This window comes from Streptomyces sp. NPDC050388 (assembly GCF_040655635.1).
Lineage (GTDB): Bacteria > Actinomycetota > Actinomycetes > Streptomycetales > Streptomycetaceae > Streptomyces.
In genome coordinates this window covers 1-17,165 of sequence record NZ_JBFAKH010000118.1, presented here as the reverse complement: position 1 = coordinate 17,165, position 17,165 = coordinate 1, and the positions used below count along the sequence as shown (strand labels likewise).

Annotated in this window: 10 protein-coding genes and 2 pseudogenes; 6 read left to right on the top strand and 6 right to left on the bottom strand. The window is 68.3% G+C overall.

Annotated features, from left to right (window positions below):
- Positions 1–622: 622 nt before the first annotated feature.
- Positions 623–877 (top strand): annotated as a pseudogene (locus AB0I73_RS36815) (XRE family transcriptional regulator); the annotation flags it as partial.
- A 15-nt stretch (positions 878–892) separates the two neighbouring features.
- Here AB0I73_RS36815 and AB0I73_RS36810 read toward each other — a convergent pair.
- Together AB0I73_RS36810 and AB0I73_RS36805 are read right to left on the bottom strand one after the other, a co-directional pair.
- Positions 893–1,126, bottom strand: a complete 234-nt coding sequence (locus AB0I73_RS36810; protein ID WP_363044777.1) for a hypothetical protein — start codon at positions 1,124–1,126, stop codon at positions 893–895.
- Between the two features lie 699 nt (positions 1,127–1,825).
- Positions 1,826–2,440 (bottom strand): Tat pathway signal protein, encoded by a 615-nt coding sequence (locus AB0I73_RS36805; protein ID WP_363044776.1) that lies wholly within the window; start codon positions 2,438–2,440, stop codon positions 1,826–1,828.
- Positions 2,441–2,639: 199 nt separating this feature from the next.
- Between AB0I73_RS36805 and AB0I73_RS36800 the strand changes: the two genes are divergently transcribed.
- Positions 2,640–3,719 carry a hypothetical protein gene (locus AB0I73_RS36800; protein WP_363044775.1) on the top strand — a complete coding sequence of 360 codons (1,080 nt, stop codon included), beginning with the start codon at positions 2,640–2,642 and terminating at the stop codon, positions 3,717–3,719.
- A gap of 621 nt (positions 3,720–4,340) precedes the next feature.
- On the opposite strand, the gene AB0I73_RS36795 is transcribed toward AB0I73_RS36800, so the two are convergent.
- Entirely contained in the window at positions 4,341–7,379 is a 3,039-nt protein-coding gene (locus AB0I73_RS36795; RefSeq protein ID WP_363044774.1) for a BTAD domain-containing putative transcriptional regulator, read from the bottom strand.
- A 167-nt stretch (positions 7,380–7,546) separates the two neighbouring features.
- Between AB0I73_RS36795 and AB0I73_RS36790 the strand changes: the two genes are divergently transcribed.
- The gene (locus AB0I73_RS36790) at positions 7,547–7,918 is read left to right on the top strand and encodes a peptidase inhibitor family I36 protein (RefSeq protein WP_363044773.1); all 372 of its coding nucleotides are present in this window, start codon (positions 7,547–7,549) and stop codon (positions 7,916–7,918) included.
- Positions 7,919–8,842: 924 nt separating this feature from the next.
- On the opposite strand, the gene AB0I73_RS36785 is transcribed toward AB0I73_RS36790, so the two are convergent.
- On the bottom strand, positions 8,843–9,430 hold the full coding sequence (locus AB0I73_RS36785; protein WP_363044772.1) for an Imm21 family immunity protein: 588 nt from the start codon (positions 9,428–9,430) through the stop codon (positions 8,843–8,845).
- 244 nt (positions 9,431–9,674) lie between these two features.
- Here AB0I73_RS36785 and AB0I73_RS36780 point away from each other — a divergent pair, with 244 nt between their 5' ends.
- Both AB0I73_RS36780 and AB0I73_RS36775 read left to right on the top strand, forming a co-directional pair.
- Positions 9,675–10,295: an SMI1/KNR4 family protein gene (locus tag AB0I73_RS36780; protein ID WP_363044771.1), complete on the top strand. Its 621-nt coding sequence runs from the start codon at positions 9,675–9,677 to the stop codon at positions 10,293–10,295.
- Between the two features lie 131 nt (positions 10,296–10,426).
- Positions 10,427–11,071 carry a hypothetical protein gene (locus tag AB0I73_RS36775; RefSeq protein WP_363044770.1) on the top strand — a complete coding sequence of 215 codons (645 nt, stop codon included), beginning with the start codon at positions 10,427–10,429 and terminating at the stop codon, positions 11,069–11,071.
- Between the two features lie 20 nt (positions 11,072–11,091).
- Here the strand turns inward: AB0I73_RS36775 and AB0I73_RS36770 are convergent, their stop codons facing one another.
- Complete coding sequence (locus AB0I73_RS36770) at positions 11,092–11,232, bottom strand: hypothetical protein (protein ID WP_363044769.1); 141 nt, start codon at positions 11,230–11,232, stop codon at positions 11,092–11,094.
- 208 nt (positions 11,233–11,440) lie between these two features.
- Between AB0I73_RS36770 and AB0I73_RS36765 the strand changes: the two genes are divergently transcribed.
- Positions 11,441–12,127: an SMI1/KNR4 family protein gene (locus tag AB0I73_RS36765; RefSeq protein WP_363044768.1), complete on the top strand. Its 687-nt coding sequence runs from the start codon at positions 11,441–11,443 to the stop codon at positions 12,125–12,127.
- Between the two features lie 1,623 nt (positions 12,128–13,750).
- Here the strand turns inward: AB0I73_RS36765 and AB0I73_RS36760 are convergent.
- Positions 13,751–15,555: pseudogene (locus tag AB0I73_RS36760) on the bottom strand (DNRLRE domain-containing protein); the annotation flags it as partial.
- Positions 15,556–17,165: the final 1,610 nt, after the last annotated feature.

Genomic DNA, 17,165 nt, shown 5'->3' with positions numbered 1-17,165 from the left:
GTCACCTTCTACGGAGCGGGCTTCACGAGGCGCGGCCCCGCTGCGCCTCCTCCGATTCCCCGAACGAAGACCCCCGATGGGCATCGTCGGAGACGGCCTGGACCGCGCCGTACAAGGGGCGTTGTCCGGGACGACGACGGCGACCGGGACCAGGCGGCGGGCACCGAAGGCCGAGGGCACTTCGGGGCGTACGTTCCTGCGGCCGAAGGGGTGCCTCAGGGAGTAGTCGGTGCGGCCGGGCCCCCTCTGACCAGCGCGCTGACCTGCGACTCTTCCTTACGTCCGTGCACGGTTGAGGCGCCTTGTCCGGCGCCTTGGAGAGCGCCCTGCCGGCTGCCGGCCGCTGTCGCCGCGTCGCCGAACCTGCCCGGGCCCGCTCTGCCCGGCCGCCGGCGGGCGCCGGCCAAAGCAGCCGCCCCCCGCCGGCGGCCGAAGACGCGCCGGCCCCTGCCGCGCTACCGTCGAGACCCGGCGGGTGCCGTGCCGGTCTTCCTGGATGACCGCCGTCTGCACCGCCTGGGCCAAGTTGCTCACCGACCCCTCGCTTTCCCAGGCGATCACCCCTTGACCACCGCCGCTTTCCCGGGCCCGGACCCCGTGACCGCCCGTGCGAACACAGGCCACCCGCGCCCGCTTCGGCTTCACCGCCGCGCCCGGTACCACCGACGACGCCCGCCTCCGCCACCTCACCCTCGCCCTGCCCCCGCAGCACGCGGCCCGCCTCTTCGACGCCCACGACGCCGGCGCCACCGAGCGGCGGCTGCGCGACATCGCCGCCGACGGCCTGGGCGAGGTGTACTTCCGCGACGGCGGCCGCCGCGCCACCGGCCTGGAGGTGGAGTTCACCGACGTGGAGCACCTGGAGTTTGAGTTGTAGAGCCGGGCTGGGCCATCAGACCGGGGGAGGCTGCGCAGCTGTGCATTCGGCTGTGGGTGGCTGCGGATCACCGCCGGGGCCGGAGCCCAGGGCGCGGCGACCGGTGACCGGGCGTGCGGGCATCGGGTCGCCGGCGGCCGGGGCGGTGGGCAGGCGTTCGGCGGCGAGCGGGGCGCGTGGTGCGGGCGGCAGCTCCGCTTCGGTGGTGGTGCGGGTCGGTCCGGTGCCCAGTGGGCGGCGGTCGGTCATGCCGGATTCTCGCCCGGCGCGCGTTGTTCTTCATCACCGGTATCGCCTTGGGTGGCGGCGGGCCCCAGGCGCCTTGTAGTGCGCCCTGCTCGCTTGCCTTCGGTCCGCTACCGTCAGCACCAGCAAGATGCCATCTCGTTCTGGTGCTGACCGCGGCCAAGTTGGTGGTGATCGCTTTGAAGCCCGCCACAAGTCTCGAGAAACCGAACTCGAGTACGCCACGCCCGGGAGGAACAGCGCCGCCAGCTGGAGGCCGCGAAGTGGACGTGCCCCACCTGCGCCCGTGTCGTCTACCCTGACCCCGGCCTGATCGTCGGCGGAGAGTGCCGCCTTTGCCTGAACTACCGTCAGCACACCGCTGAAGCCGCTCAGGCATAGCCCGACCAGCCGCCGCCAGGCGGCGGGATCTTCGGCCGACGCCGCCGAACCTGAAGACGCGCCCTACCCTGGCCCGCTACGGTCCTAACCGTCGGCCTTCCTGGTCACCATCGGCGCCCCTGGACCAAGCCGGGTAAGGGAGGGCAGGCGTCTCGGCTCCTGCCCTCCCGGTTTCAGCGGGGGTCAGCCTCGGCCGTCACACGCCTTGCAGTCGCCGCTGCCCCTGCAACTGGAGCAGGTGAACAACCCTCGAGATCCGGATCCGTTGCAGGTGGTGCACTTGCCGTCGCCCTTGCATCGCTGGCACATGTCCATCGCTCCTTACTTCTTGTGGATCGGGGTATAGGTGTGGGGCATTTCCCAGCCTCGGGCGTGCTTTGTCAGCGTCGTCCCGAAGTAGGAGTTGGGCCGGGCGGCGCCGCCGTTGGGAAGGTGGGCTTTGCTCAGGGCGGGGCTGTAGGCGCGGAAGATCGAAATTGCCTTGGTGAGGCAGTTGTTGTAGGCGATCTGGTAGCCGTTGTCCCTCATGGACCTGAATGTGCGTTCTGCGGCGGCGAGGTTGCCGCCAGCGGTGTTGATGCACCGGTAGGCGTCGTAGAGGAACTTCGTGCGGCCGGGGTCTGGCTTGAGGCTTGCTCGGAGGGCGTCCCAGCTACCGCTCCTCATCCAGCTGCCGTTGTTCCTTCCCGGAAGGGTGGCGAGGTCTCCCTCAGCGTTGTCCGTCGACCCCCAGATCCAGCGCTGGCTGTTCCGGGGGTCGCGGATCGCCCAGGCAACGTGCCCTGCGCCGTTGGCGCCTTGGGCGTCCCGGAAGAAACAGGCTCGCCCGCCAGGTGCGGCGGCCGCCTGCTCGGCGGGCAGTAGGACGGGTGATGCTGCGCTCAGCAGTACTGCGGCCAGCAGTGACGAGCCGATCCGACTCGATCGAACTTTCATGCGAATCACGATGAGGTCCTTTCTCGTTCCATAGATGAACTGGGATTCGGCGGCGCGGTCGACGCACCGTCAGAATCGAGAGTGCCGAGAAGGGGCGACGGGGGCCATAGGTCTCGGAGCGGTGCATATTGCGGCACAACTTGCACCCTGCTGACCAGCGGTTGCACCGTCACCGAGCAGCGAATGAGGGGACGTCGAGTTGCCTGAGGAGTCGGACGCGGAGTTCGGGAAGCTGACCGAGGCTTTCGCCGACGCACTGGATGAGTGGTCGAGGAAGGTCACCGAGATCCTTGAGCAGAAGAACCTGCCGCAGAAGTCGCTCGTCGCCAGGCTTGCTCCGCTCCGGAGCGTGGATGCCTCCCAGGTTTCACGCTGGCTGAGCGGGCACGAGCAGCTATGGAAGGGACGGGCTGCCCTGCCTGGTGCAGGACTGACCAGAGACATCATCCAGGCCCTGCAGCTGAGCGGTCACGATGCTGACCTGCTAACGCAGAGGGCCACTCGCGTCGATCAGCTGCAGAAGCAGTTGATGGAGCACAAAGGGTGGAGAAAGAAGGCCTGCGAGCACCTGCAGAGCGCTGCGAATGCCGCAGACAGAACCGACAGCACTGAGGGCGCAAAGCCTGCCTTCAGCAACCGCAGGTTCAAGCCGTGGGAGGAGCAGCCAACGTGGGCGCGGGCGGCTCTGGCAGGCGTTCTGCTAGCGGCCGTCACCGCCGCATTCGTCATCATGCGACCCGGCGGCGTTCAGGACACCGCGAACGGCTCGGACAGTACCAGCTCGATGCCGTCAGACAGCATGAGTTCTGCCGCACCGGGCGGTCCGACGCAAGCCGTTCCCACGGAGGCACCAGGTCTGGAGAAGGGAACCCTCGGCGAGGACAGCCGGTGCAGCGAGTCGATCGCCGGGCCCGAAGCGATCACATGGAGAGTGTGCACGCGTGTCGAGGCCACGCGCGTTTCCTTCGCCCTCAAGGTCACCAACCACGGCAGTAACCCGACGACGGTCAAGATCCGCCTGCAGTATGTACAAGCCGGCAAGTTCCATACGTGCCCGAAAGCTCCGGACACCCATCCCCTCCGCGTTACGCCAGGCGAGCCCATCATCACGGACCTCGAGGAGTGCACCGTCCTACGGCAGACGGCTCCCTTTGCCTATCAAGGGGTGGGCTGGCTGCTTGCGAAGGACGCCAACGCAGGCTCGTACAAGCTCTCTCCCACCGCCCACGTTCGCCCGGAAGGGGTCGTCTGGCGCCCTGACCTAGTGTCGACCGACTGACCCACCAAGACGCTGCCAGCGTCGCCACCTTGCCTAACTGCGGCGGGACCACTAGCGCCGCCGCTCGCACGGCGTCTGGGCCCTGCTGCCCGGCGCCCCCGCCCTGCGGCGCCGCTTCAGGCAGCGCCTGGACGAAGTCGAGTTGAAGGAGGCGGCCAAGGACGAAGCCGCCCGCCAGGCGGCAGCCGTGGAGGAGGATGTCGGCACGGCCTCGCTCAGGAGGAAACCGACCGTCAGGCCGAGCGCGACCGCGACACAGCGGTGCGAGGCGGCGGCAGAACCCCTTGACCATCCCTGCCGGAGCCCGGTCAAGGAGTTCTGCGGCCGCCTCGCCGCTACGGTCCGTGACAGGTGCGTGAGGCAGCGTCCGGGGCGAGCTGGGCACAAGGGGCCGGCGGCGGTGCGATGTGTCGGTTTCGTGTCCGTGCCGGTGGCCGTCGGCCGCTGCCGGCCGCCCTCCCGCCAGCCACCGTGGAGACACGTGACGTCCGCCGCTGACACGGGGATGCCACGGGCATCGGATTCCACGATCATGAGGCGATGGATCCCCGGGTGGTCTGGCGGCATGAAGCCGAGAGCTTGCAGCCGGACTGGCCCGCTTCCCGCACTCCCGAGGCGCGTTCAGGTTTTCCGCAGCTCCGCGGCCTCGTCGCGGGTCCGGGTCGCGGCCGGGTGGTCGCCGGCCTGGGTGTGCGCGGTGGCCAGGGTGTCGAGGGCGAGGGCGAGCCAGGTGTGGGAGCCGATCTGTCGCCAGAGCCTGACCGCGGCTTCGGCGCGTTTGCGGGCGAGCGCCGGGCGGCCGGCCGCGAGTTGTGCCTCCGCGAGGGCGTACAGCGTGGCCGCCTCGCCCCACAGGTTGCCGAACTCCCGGTACGTCCACAGACTCTGCGCGAGCAGACGGCGCCCTTCGTGATGCTCGCCCTGGCGGACCAGGACATCCCCGAGCCAGCAGGCGGCGTGAGTGGCGGTGAGGCGGTCGCCGAGGTCCGCACTGATCGCGACCGCCTGCCGGTAGGCGTCGGCGGCGGCCGGGTAGGCGCCGAGCGCGCGGTGGCTCTGGCCCAGACAGCGCAGCGCCTGGGCCTCCCCGGGCCGGTAGCCCGCGGCCCGGCTGGACCGCAGGCACTCGGTGAACCGCTCCACGGCGGCCTCGACGCGGCCTTGCTCGAGGTCGATGACGCCGAGGCCGTTGGTGGCGTAGACGAGACAGTTGACGTTGCCCGCCTGCCGGGCCAGCTTGGCGGCCTTCTCGAAGTGGAGCACGGCCGTGGAGTATTGGCCGAGGAGCCGGTGTACGTACGCCAGCCCGGCGGTCGCCCCCGCCCGGTAGGCCGGCCCCTGTTCCTCGGCGAGCAGCAGCGCCTGCTCGAAGTGGTTCAGTGCCTCCGGATACCGGTCGAGGATGGTGGTGAGTTCGCCGAGGCAGCGGTGGAGCTTCGCGGCGCTGTGCCGGTCGCCGCTGCTCAATGCCGCCTTGAGCGCCCGGTTCTGCAGCCGCTCCCAGTCGTCGAAGTGGCCGCCGACCTGGAACAAGGTCGTCAGGGCGGTGGCCAGCCCGGCGGCGGGAGCGGCTTCCGTCCTGTCCAGCGCCTGCTCCGCCACGTCGATGAGGAACTGACGCTCGTCGGTGAACCAGGCCAGCGGGTCGGCGAGCAGATGATTGGTGTCCGTCGGGGAGAGTTGCCAGGTGGCCAGCTCCGTCTGCGAGATGCCCTGGAAGTCGACGCTGAGGGTGTCCGCGGCGAGGTCGGCGAGGTGGAGGCTGGCCCCGAGCAGCCGGGTGAGTGCGGCCGTGTGGTCCTGGTGATGGGCGTCACGATCCGCGCGCTCTCGGCTGAACAGCCGTATCAAGTCGTGTAGTTGATAGCGGATTCCGGTGGCGCCGAGCGATCCGATCTGCACCAGGTGCACCTCGACCAGATCGTCGAGAACGGCCTCCGCCTCGGACAGGTTCACGTCCAGCAGCGCGGCCAGCGCCCAGGAGGCGAAGGCGGGGCCGGGCAGCAGGGCGAGCATCCGCAGCGCGTGCTGGGTCGGCGCGGCCATCTGCTGGTAGGTGAGTTCGAGGCTGGCCCGTACGGCGATGTGGCCGACGGCCAGCTCGTCGAGTTTGCGCTCCTCGTCGGCGAGGGCGCGGGCCACGTGGGCCAGGGGCCAGTGCGCTCGTGCGGCCAGTCGCGCGCCGGCCACCCACACCGCGAGCGGAAGGCCACCGCAGGTCTCCACGATGGAGCGGGCCGAGTCGGGCTCCGCGTCGGTCCGGTCCGGGCCCAGCATCTCGCGCAGCAGGGCGAGCCCGGTCGCGGAGTCCAGCACGTCCAGGGGGAGCCGACGGCAGCCCAGCTCCGCCATCGTCGTGCGGCTGGTGACGACGGCGGCGCACCGCGCGCCGCTCGGCAGCAGGTCGCGCACCTGCTGGGATCCGGCCGCGTTGTCCAGGACGACGAGTACCTGCCGTTGGGCCAGCAGGGAGCGGTAGAGATGGATGCGTTCGGTCAGTTCCGTGGGCACCGTCCCGCCGCGGACGCCGAGCGCGCGGAGGAAGGCGCCCAGGACCGTGAACGGATCGGTCGGCTCGTCGCCGAAGCCGCGCAGGTCCGCATGCAGCTGACCGTCCGGGAAGCGGGAGGCGAGCCGGTGGCCCGTGCGTACGGCGAAGGCCGTCTTGCCCACCCCGGCGGGGCCGGTGACCAGCAGGGTGAGTGGCCCCGGCCCGTCCGCGCCCAGGAGCCGGCAGGCCTCGTCCACCTCGGCGTCGCGGCCGACGAACAGGGAGAGGTCCGCCGGCAGCAGCCGGGGGACGAGCTGTCGACCCGTAACGGGGTTTACGGCAGTGCCGCTGTCGTTTTCCGTTTTCTCGTCGGCGGACGGCGCGTCGACGCGGGCAGTGGCCGGATCGGGATCGCCGGACAGATCCGGATCCCCGGCCAGGATCCGCCCGTACAGCTGCCGCAACGCCGCGCCGGGGTTGACCCCCAGCTCGTCGGCGAGTCGCCGCCGGGCGCGCTCGTACTCCTCCAACGCCTCCGCCTGCCGCCCGCACCGGCACAGGGCGAGGACCATCTGCCCGATCACCCGCTCGTTGAGCGAATGCGCCTCGGCCCGGGCCACCAGTTCGCTCACCATCCGATCATGCTGTCCCAGGCGTAACCGGACGTCGACCAGCTCCAGTTGGGCGGCCAACCGCTCGCCGTCGAGGAGCTGGCGCTGCGCGTTGAACCACGGGGTGTCCACTCCGGCGAACGCGCTGTCCCGCCACAGCCCCAGAGCCTCCCGCCACAGCGCCTCTGCCTGCTCGTCCGCAGCGGCCCGTCGGGCCCGGTCCGACAGGTCCCGGAAGCGGTGCAGGTCCACCGTGGCCTCGCCGAGGTCGAGCGTGTAGCCGCCGGACCGGCGGACCAGACGGACGCCGTGCGGCTCCAGCCCGCGGCGCAGGCGGGACAGGTACGCGTAGAGCGTGTCCCGGGCCCGGTGGGGCACGCGGTCGTCCCACACCCGGTGGAGCAGCCGGTCGGCCGGCACCGGGCGGCCGACGTCAATCAGTAGGGCCGCGAGAACACACTGCTGCCGTGCATGGCCCAGGGCCACCGGCCGCCCCCCGGCCCGTGCCTCGACCGTGCCCAGTAACCGGAACTCCAGCATGCCGTGCTCCCCCTTCATGCCGGTACCGACCCGGAAGGCACCACTGTGACCTGCCGCGCAAGGTTTCTCGCAAGGTTTGCGCAAGGTCGGCCGTACATCGTTGCCGGCGTGTCCAGAACCGGGCGGCCCGCCGCCCGGAACGGCCCGGCGGTGCACCGGCACTGCCCAAATTGAGAGGATGAGACATGCGAAAGTTGAGCAAGGCTCTGCTGGGTGCGGCCATGACGGTCGCCCTCGCCGGACTCGCAATTCCCAGCGCCTCGGCAGCCACCAACGCCAACGACTACTCCAGGTGTGGCACTGGCGAGTTCTGTATCTTCAGCGGCTACAACGGGGGCGCAAGCATCTGCAGGGTACCTGGGGGGTCTCATCATGACGTCACCGCACTGCCGGGATGCCTCTGGACAGGAAACGCTGTGGCGAAGTCCGTCCGGAACAACACCACTCGGACAGTGTCCATGTACGCAGGGACGAACAGTACGCAGTTCAAGGGGTCCAGTGCGTCCAACAGCGAGGGAAACCTTCAGGGATCGTACAAGATTCGCTCAGTTGCTTGATTTCGAGTCAGATGAATCTGCTGATTAGCAAATGCTGACCTCGCTTCGTCAGCGGGGTTCGGTCGCTGATCGGTCCGGCGGTTCGCCCTAATTTCCTTGGTCGGTGAGGGGCGGGCCGTCGCGTGACGCCGCGGCTGCGTCGGGTTTCACGGGCCCGGAGACTGCGGGTTCTGCTCCTTCCTGGTCCTCGTCGGGGCGCTGCCGGCCGTCAGGTGACGGCCGGCAGCTGGGTGAGTCGCCTCCAGCTGGCGGTGAATGCCGGTGCCCAGGGCCAGGTCCGTTCGATGCGCAGGGAGCGGCGAGCGTGGTGGGTCATGTGGGCAGGCAGGTGGTAGATGATGATCTGCGTCGTTTTGTCGGTGTGGTTTCGGTGTTGAGGCCTCAGTGATCCGGGGTGGTGTCGGCCCTGGTCGGGAGGGTGACGGCCGGTGTTGTGCCGCTGACATCGGTTGCCGGGACAGCACTGACGTTTTTGATGAATCGCCAGGTCAATGGGGTGCCAATCGGTATCACGGCTCGGTATGTGTGCTGGTCAGCGGGTCAGGCGGAGGCGAATGGCTTCGGCGCAGGGGGCGAGTTCGGTGCCGTTCCGGGTCGTGCGGAGGGGGAAGAGGGCGGCGGTGCTGCCCGGCCGCCTGCGCGCCGATCAGCCCCCAGGATCCTTTTGCCGGTCAGCGGCGCCTGGGGCGTGTCCACCGAGGCGTCCGCGCCCCGCGCGATGTGTCGGGTTCGTGTCAGCGGGGGTGGCCGGCAGCCGCCGGCGGTCGCTGCCGGCCGTCTTCCCGCTGGTCACGGTGGGGGCGGGTGACGGTCCGCCGCTGACATGAGAGTGACACGGGCAGCGGGGCTCACTGTCACGGCGCGGTATATCCCAGGGTGGTTCACTGACACGAGGCCGAGATATTGCACGCAGGCTCTTCCCGGTCAGGTGTCGGCGGGCAGAAGGTGGACCAGGCCGACCCAGGGCCCCTCGTCCGTTTTGGTGTGGACCGCGCGGACCCTCCAGCGGCCGGCGGGCAGCGGGACCGGCGCCCGGGCGGGCCTCCCACCGCCGGGGTACTCGACGCCCAGTTCGGTGCCTGCCTCGACGGAGTCCATGAGCACGGCCGGGCCGTCCGTCACCCACGCGCCGCACTCCTCCCACGCGGTGGCGGGATCCGCGAGCACGAGCTCGGCCGCGGCCCTCAGCTGGGCCTCACCGTCGGCAGCGAGCCAGCGCAGGAAGGCCCGGCGCCCGGGCAGACAGCAGCTCGTGGCGGGCTCGTCCGCCAACACCAGCGCCTGCGCGCCGCCCTCGCCCACAGCGATCGCCCCGGCCAGGCCGTCCACCGCACCGGCCCGGTCGTAGTCACCCACAGCGGTGGCGTCACCCACGACCATCCCCGTCTGCGTGCACCCGCCCCAGGCGGCCAGCGCCGAGAGGGGAACGACGACCAACGGGCCACCCATCGACTCCACCCAGACCGGGCAGGCACGGGCCGCATCGGCTGGGGTGGACGAGGAGACGTTCATCCCGTCAGGGCGCCCCCGGTCCCTGACAACGCCTCGCCCGGGCGCATGGGGAAGCCAACAGCCTGGGGGGCGATCTCTCGGTTTGGTGTCAGTGGACGGCGTGTCAGTGGTGGGCTCCCGCGGTGTTGTCCGGACGCGCTGGTCAGCGACCCGAAAGCCGCCAGGCCGCACTGGAACGCCTGCAGCTCCTTGCTCGGGCTCTTCGTCTGTCTCCCGGGGTTTCCAGCTGTGCCAGGATGCGTTGATGGACGACCTCATACGCGCCTGGGAGCGCATCGAGACGTGGCTTCGAGAGCACCAGTGCACTACTGCTCTCTCCGAACTGCACTCACCTGCCTCCGCAGAGGCCGTCCGGTCCCTCCGGGACGCCCTCCCGTACCCGCTCCATCCGCATCTCGTGCAGTGGCTCGGAACCCACGGCGGCGCCCCCCTGTACGGCGCCCCCGTCTGGCCGGGCGGCTACGTCCCGTACAACATTGAAGGGCTCAAGGGCGGGCCGGAGCACATGGCGGACATGCTCGACGAGTTCAACGAGCAGCGGGAAGAGGATCCCGAGCACTGGATCCTGGATCCGTGGGCGGACCCGCTGTGGCTCCCCATCACCGGTACGAACACGGGGGAGAGCCTCCTCATCGACCACCGGCCCGGCGACACCCACGGCAACATCATCGAGGTCGACTACGAGGACAACGAGGTCACCGCGGTCCGCTGGAAGAGTCTGGGGGAGATGCTCAGGCTGATGGCCGATTCCCTGGAGTCCGGATCCCCCATGCCGTACTCGCGTCAGTACTCGCTCGTTCCTCAACTGGCCGAAGGCCCACCCCGCCACCTCGTCTGGAAGTTGGAGAAGAGCCAGGGTTGCTGACCTCGAACCCGTGGTGTCGTGGTGTGGCTCAGGCGGGTCTGACGGTCAGGCCCGCCGCTGACACAGGAAGCCGTCGAGGACATCCGGCGCAGGCGCCCTGCCCTGGCTCCGGTCTTCTGTAGCGTGGCCGAATGTCCGTTCAACCACAGAGTGAAACCGAGCGGGTCACAGTGGCCTGGCAGGCCCTGACCGGTTGGCTTGCCGAGCACGCTCCCGTGTCCCATGCCTCCCTCCTGCCGCCCGCGGCGGATGAGGAGATCACAGCCGCCGACGCCCGGCTGAGGCAGCACCTCGGCTTCGGACTGCCCGTGGAGCTGGGCGCGCTGTGGCGGCTGTGCGGTGGCGTTGAGCACCAGCATCTCGAGATCGACGAGGAGGGCGAGGTCGGCTCCGGGGCTTTCCTGCCTGGCGGAGTGCTCCTCTCCCCGTCCGAGGCGCTGGGGCTGAGGCTCCCCACACATGGACAGCGCGACGGGTGGGGCGGAGCCCAGGTGGTTCCATGGCTCACCTCGGACGAAGCCGGGCCTTTGTTCGGCCACTACGCTGGTGACGACGGCGTTGGAAAATGGACATTCATAGACGAGCCGGTGACGAAACCTGTCTACCCATCGATCGCTGCCTACCTCGAAACCGTCCACCGCACCGTGATCGAAGGCCCCGCAAATCTGATGGGAGGGGCCAATCGGTCCGGTGTCGTGTGGGGCTGCCTCATCTGGGAGAACCCGGAGGCGCCTGTGCTGGGCGATGCGCTAGAGCACTGGCGCCCCGTCCACTGACCCGGGCAGAGGTGGAGTGGCTATGGCTTCTTCATCTCGCAGATGAGGTTCGCCGTACCGGTGTTGCAGTCCTTGAACCACAGATCGCCCGGATCGATGGCGAACGCGTCACCGTCGACCGCGATCTCACCGCACTTCAGGCCCCGACGCCACCGCCTCACCGCCCCTCGGTACCGCGCCGAGGTACACCGCCGCTTCGAGACCTGGCACCAGATCACCGGCAGCACCGGCCTGCCCACCGAGGCCTGACACGGCCCCGGCACCCGGCCCACCACACCCTGACACGCCATCAGCCAGACACACCATGGACAACGTGACAACGCCCCTTCGTCTGTCTCCTGGGGTTCCCAGCTGTGCCAGGATGCGTTGATGGACGACCTCATACGCGCCTGGGAGCGCATCGAGACCTGGCTTCACCAGCACCAGTGCACCAGTGCTCTCTCCGAGCTGCACCCGCCTGCCTCCGAAGAGGCCATCCAGTCCCTCCAGGACGCCCTCCCGTACCCGCTCCATCCCCACCTGGTGCAATGGCTCCGGATTCACGACGGCGCCCTGCCAGAGAGTTCCCTCTGGCCGTTCCGGTACTCCCCGATCAAGGCTGATGGCATGGAGGGTGGACCGCAGCATTTCGGGGAGGCTTTTGACGATTTCCGCAGCGAATTCACGGATGACGGGTTGGAGCCCGAAGGTCCGGAAGGGCCGTGGGATCCGCCGAACGCATACGAGTTCTGGGTTCCCATCGCAGTCACCAATACCGGTGAGTACCTCGCGGTCGACCACCGTCCTGGCGACACCTACGGAAGCGTCCGGGAGATCGATTATGAAGGCTCCGATGTGTGGGGCGTGATCCGATGGGCGAGCCTGGGGGAAATGTTCGACGAGATCGCGGACGGCCTTGAATCCGGCTCGGGCGTCCAGGACAGCGGGCGAACGTACCGCTACGTCCCCCAAGTGATCCAGACCCCACCGACCATCACCGACCCCCTGCTGTCCGGGGCGCCAGTGGTGATCGACGGAGATCTGGTGAATCGCCTTGAATGGCGGATCGAGCGATAGAATCCGATACGAAGGAGCCCCGCCCAACAGATGGGCGGGGCTCCTTCCTCTTACGCGCTACGGCCTGACCAGGCCTGGGGCGTCAATGAAAAACGGATCCTCGTCCAGCATCCTTTGCTTGGAATAGAACCCGTTGAGACGGCGGCCTGCCGTTTCGTTCTGACCACCGTGCATCGACGCTCGGGCGCACTTCTCCTTGTAGGTCGGGGTACCGCCGAAGGGCGGGCGCTCATCGTCGTACAGGCGCCACTTGCCATCACCGCCCTTGCGTGCATACGCCTGAAGACATTCCCCGCCGTTGTTGACTCCAGTCGCTCCGCCACTCTCCTTGGTGCTCGCGAAGGCGTACTCGTCACACTGAACAGCCTTGTTCTTGTTCGCCGGGTCGGGAGTGGCCAGCGGGTGTGCTAGGAGTTGATATGTCCCGCTCTTCGGGCAGACGACCCCGCGGTTGGCCTCCGCCTTCCCCGAGTCGAATTCACGACGCAAAGGGCTATTGTGCTTTTTGCTGCCGGGGTGCCAATCGAGCTTGTCGCGCATCTCCAGGTAGTACAGTGCGGCGCCCTCGGCGTTCTTCAGCTTCAGCTTGAAGGTCGGCGTGTACTTCGGGAAGACACAGCCGACGGAAGTGTTGTTGCGCATCTTCTTGTCGCAGCGGACCTGACCCCAGAACACCCAACTCGGTTCGGTGATCCTCACCGAGGCAGGCGCGCCGGACGCCTTGAAGCCGAGGAAGCTGCCTCGGTCGAACTCGTGGGACTCGCCGGCGGCGGCCGACTGCCAGGTGAACTTACGGGTCTGGACGGTCTCCTCGGTCACCGAGGAGGTGGTGGTCCAGGAGGTCGGGCCGGTGAATTCGGGGCCGACGAACTCCTTCTTGCAGTCGGTGTCACCACCGCAGGCGGCGTCCCAGTAGTCGAGCGTCACGGTGCCGAGTGCGCTGTCGATGGACAGGGGCGCGATGGTGTTCTGCTGGAGCCACTCAGCGCCCTTCGTGCCCTTCGTGTTCAGTTTGATCTCTTCGCGGACGAGGAAAACGGCCGTGCCGATGAGCTTGGGCGGCTGGTTGGGGCTGATCCGCCACCATTGGGCCACTACGCCGATCTTGTGGCAGCCCTCATCGCGAGTGAGCGTGTATCCGCCGACGGTCGGGTCGTTGCACCAGGGGACAAGAGGGTTGGCGGGCGCCGCGAGCGCCTTCGCCGCCCTTCCTATCTCTGCGTTGTAGGTACGGCTCTGGCACAGCTCGATCTCAGAGTTGTCGGTCGTGTGACAGTGGCTCCGGTCCCCCGGCTGCGGATCGGTCGTGACGCCGTCCGGGGAGGCTTGCTGCTCTGGAGTGTCCACCTCCTCATACGGCTCCTCCTCCGGGTCCACCGGCTCCTCGGGCTGTTCGCCGGAATCCGGTACGGCGGTGTCGCCGCTGATCGGCTCCTTGCCGGTGCCGTAGTCGTAGACCTTCGCAGGGCCCGTGTTGTCGGCGCGGTCGACCGTACGGCCCTCGGTCCGGTTCATGTCACGCTCAACGGGCGTGCCCGTCACCGTGGTGGGCTGACCGGCAACCGCGGGCTTCTCCGCACTCCAGGCGCCACCGTTGGTACGGCTCTCGACTCCCCGGATGTCGTCCCCGGCCGACGGTGTGACGTCGAAGGTGCCGGCACCGTTGTTCGGCGTCCACGCGCCCTCGGGGTAGACGGTCGAGGAGATCTTCGCCGGGGCCGCCGGTGGGGTGGTGTCGACGACGAACTGGGTCCAGGGAGACCAGTTCAGGTTGTAGTGGGTGCCGTCGTAGGCGTTGGTGCGGAACTTATAGGTCTTGCCGTCCTGCAGCTGTCCGGCCGGGACGGTGACGCTGACGGGCTTGCCCTGCTCACCGAAGGCGGAGACGAGCAGGCCCTCACCGGCCGGGGTGGTGATGGGGGTGTTGGTGGCGGCGTCGTAGACCTGGAAGGTAGCGCTGACGGTATCGCCGTCGGCGTCGGTGAAGGTATCCCGCAGGGTCGGGGTGGTGGTGTTCACCGCCCACACGCCTGCATAGGACTTGAAGGGTGCACCGGCCTGCCGGTCCGTGCCGTCCGAGGGACGGTAGTTGTAGGTCACGGACAGCTTCGGCTGGTTCGAGGCGGCATTGCCGGAGTTGACGCGCTTCCACGCCTTGACGTCGTCGGTGGCTGCCCGCAGGCCCATGTAGCCGCGGGTCGCTTTCGCCGAGGCCCAGGTCTGCACCAGGGTGTCGACGTCGGCGTTGATCCACCCGTCCGGCTGGGTGCCGGTGCAGCTGGGGTTGCCGCGGGTCTGCGTGGAGGAGTGGTACTGCTGCTTCCAGGTGGGCTGGTTCGTCCAGCGGGAGGAGCTGGAGGCCTGGGTGGTGTCCCAGATGGTCCACGACTGGGTGGTGCAGTCGGTGTTGCCGGAGTGGAAGTTCCACAGCGCCAGGTTCGTGTCGACGATCAACGCGTCCTGGATGGGGGTGGTGTTCCAGTGGATGAAGGACCGCGCGGTGCGCGGGGTGCCGTCGGCGTTCTTGGTCCCCGGGTTGCCGAAGTCCAGTTCGACGTCGTTGGACCAGTCGACGGTCTCGCCCTGCTGCACGTAGGTGTCGAAGGTGGCGGCCAGGGCGGAGGTGGAGGGGTCCACCGTGACCGGGTACGTGGTCTTCGGGTCGGCGAGGAAGTCCGCGCTCGGGGTGACGACCAGGTCGATCCGCCCGGCGCCCTTGTTCACGACCTTCATGCCGACACGGGCCCGGCGGGTGTGCTCCCCGGACCGCTTGTCCACCGAGGCGTCCCACATGACCGGGGCGGGCATCGTCGCCCGCCGCTCGCCGGTCTTGGTGTCGGTGAAGGTCACCGACCCGTCCTTGTTCGCTATGGCCTTCAGACCCTTGGCCTTGACCGGCAGCGTGTAGGAGTACGAGCCGGAGGGCCTCTTGCCGATCTCGACGAACTGCTCGAAGCCGGTCCGCGTGGCCTCGACGATCACATCGGCGCCGGGCACGGCCTCCCGGTAGCGGGCCGTGGTGCCCTCCGCTCCGGCGCGGGAAGACCCCCCTTCCACTGCAGCGTCACCGCCTGATCGTCACTGCCGAGAGTGACCAGGTCCCGCGGGGCGGCATCCTGCGCGGCGGCCAGCGAGCGCGGAGCGGTACCGCCCTTGCCCGCCAATCGCAGCCCGTTGGGGTGCTCCTTCGCCTTCACCGTGCCGTCGCCGGCCCTGGTCAGGGTGACATCGACCGTGCGCCACTTGCCGCCGCGCCAGACCCGCTCGGGTCCGGAGGTCAGATCGGTGGTGAGCGTGCCGTCGGGGTTGGCGACGGTGTACGAGGTGGCCGTCGTCTCATCAGAGACGACGACCTTCTTGCCGGTCTTCTGCGCCTCGAGGATCGCCCACGCCTTGGAGCCCTTGGCGTGCCGGGCGGCCCACTGCATGTCGGCCTCGAGGATCTCCGCCTTGGACGGCTGGGAGACCTTGGCCGGCTCGCTGGGCTCCGGGGTGGGAGCCGCGGCGGCCTGGCCGGTGACGGCGATGCCCACCTCGGCGATCAGCAGCAGCGCGGCGGCTGCCGCGAGTCGGCTGTGTCTTCTACGTCTTGGCGTGATGGATCGTGTGGATGGATACACGAGGTGCCGTGCCCTTCCTCATAGGTCAGCTCAAACGTCTGTGCGAGGTCGCACGGACGGGAGGACCTTAGGCAGGAAGATCACTACCGATGAAGCTGGTTTCAGGACACGTGTATTCGTCAACTACCCCGCCAGGAGGCACGCTTGGCTTCATTGGACTCACATGATTAAACGTCAGGTAGATCACAAGAGGAACCCGGGCTCAGAAGCATTGGGCCGGGAGCACGCATAATTGGAAAGCCCTTCTCGCTTGATGTGTGACCTTGTTGACCCAGAACAGAGGGAAGCCAAGCTGCCCGATAAAGGCTATATCCCGAACCTAAGCGACAAAGCAGGGCTACACGGAGTCTGTCCCCAAGTCGGCGTGACTTGAAAGCGATGCTCACTGCGTACGCGACGCACGGGTGTGACGTTTCCTCGGCCCGATGCGCTGGATAAGACAGGGCTCTACGACAAGCCGTCCGACACGACAACTTCACTCAAGGTGGATACGTCTCGACCCATCCGTACATCGCCCACCCACTGAGCACCATGCGCGGAACCGAGGCCACCGTGGCCGGCCGCCGCAACCTACGCCATCGCCCCCCCAAGCAAAGGTCTACCAGCACTGACAGGACCAGACTGCCCACATGCTCCCTGCTTCACCTAGCGCTGCGACGAGGAAGGTCGACTGAGGAGTGATGGGGACAGTTGGACGAACGGTGATGCCCGTCCGCCTCCTGGAAGGATGGTGACCGAACCTGTGCAGGCGTGCAGGCTGACCGACCCGGAGGAATGGAAGCTGCAGCAGACCGCGCGCTGTGGCCGCACCAGCTCGACGCGCTACCGCTGGGTAAGACGCTGCTGGGGCCCGCCAGCGAAAAATAGCCCAACCGATTCACGTCGACGAGGACTTCGCCATCCCATCAACCGCTGATGGACGTCATGGATTCTTACCAGTGAGGGGCGTCATCCAATTTCCTCTGTGGCGCGTCATGTGGCTTCACCGGTTCCTGTGGTGGTCCGGCCGGTGAAAAGACGTGTCGTTTCGCGAGTGAATTGGATGGCGCGCGTGTATGCGCCGGGTACAGTCTGATTCCAAACTTGATCCGAAGTGTATTTTGAAGCAGCTTGGGGGGTGGGCTGGTTCTGCCAAAGCTACATGGTGCATCAACTGATGCAGACTCATCACCCCCCCTGCTGCTGCTCGGGCCGTAGACCCGTTGGCCGACCCGCGTAGCGAGGCCGGCCGTTGGGGCGCGCAGCGCCACACGTGGCTGGAGCGCAGCGGAGGCCACGCGCGGGGACGTAGTCCCCCGTAGCTCCGGGAGCGCAGCGGACGGAGCGTCAACCCCGATGCGCAGCATCGGGGTTGTGCGTCCTGCCGAACTCGCCGGCGTGACGCCGAGCCGATAACGGACATACGGAGAGTGGCCGGA

Bases quoted from the DNA above. Each gene is read 5' to 3' on its own strand.
- AB0I73_RS36775 (WP_363044770.1), top strand. From the start codon at position 10,427: ATGTCCGTTCAACCACAGAGTGAAACCGAGCGGGTCACAGTGGCCTGG.
- AB0I73_RS36795 (WP_363044774.1), bottom strand. From the start codon at position 7,379: ATGAAGGGGGAGCACGGCATGCTGGAGTTCCGGTTACTGGGCACGGTC.
- AB0I73_RS36785 (WP_363044772.1), bottom strand. From the start codon at position 9,430: ATGAACGTCTCCTCGTCCACCCCAGCCGATGCGGCCCGTGCCTGCCCG.
- AB0I73_RS36790 (WP_363044773.1), top strand. From the start codon at position 7,547: ATGCGAAAGTTGAGCAAGGCTCTGCTGGGTGCGGCCATGACGGTCGCC.
- AB0I73_RS36765 (WP_363044768.1), top strand. From the start codon at position 11,441: ATGGACGACCTCATACGCGCCTGGGAGCGCATCGAGACCTGGCTTCAC.
- AB0I73_RS36780 (WP_363044771.1), top strand. From the start codon at position 9,675: ATGGACGACCTCATACGCGCCTGGGAGCGCATCGAGACGTGGCTTCGA.
- AB0I73_RS36810 (WP_363044777.1), bottom strand. From the start codon at position 1,126: ATGACCGACCGCCGCCCACTGGGCACCGGACCGACCCGCACCACCACC.
- AB0I73_RS36805 (WP_363044776.1), bottom strand. From the start codon at position 2,440: ATGAAAGTTCGATCGAGTCGGATCGGCTCGTCACTGCTGGCCGCAGTA.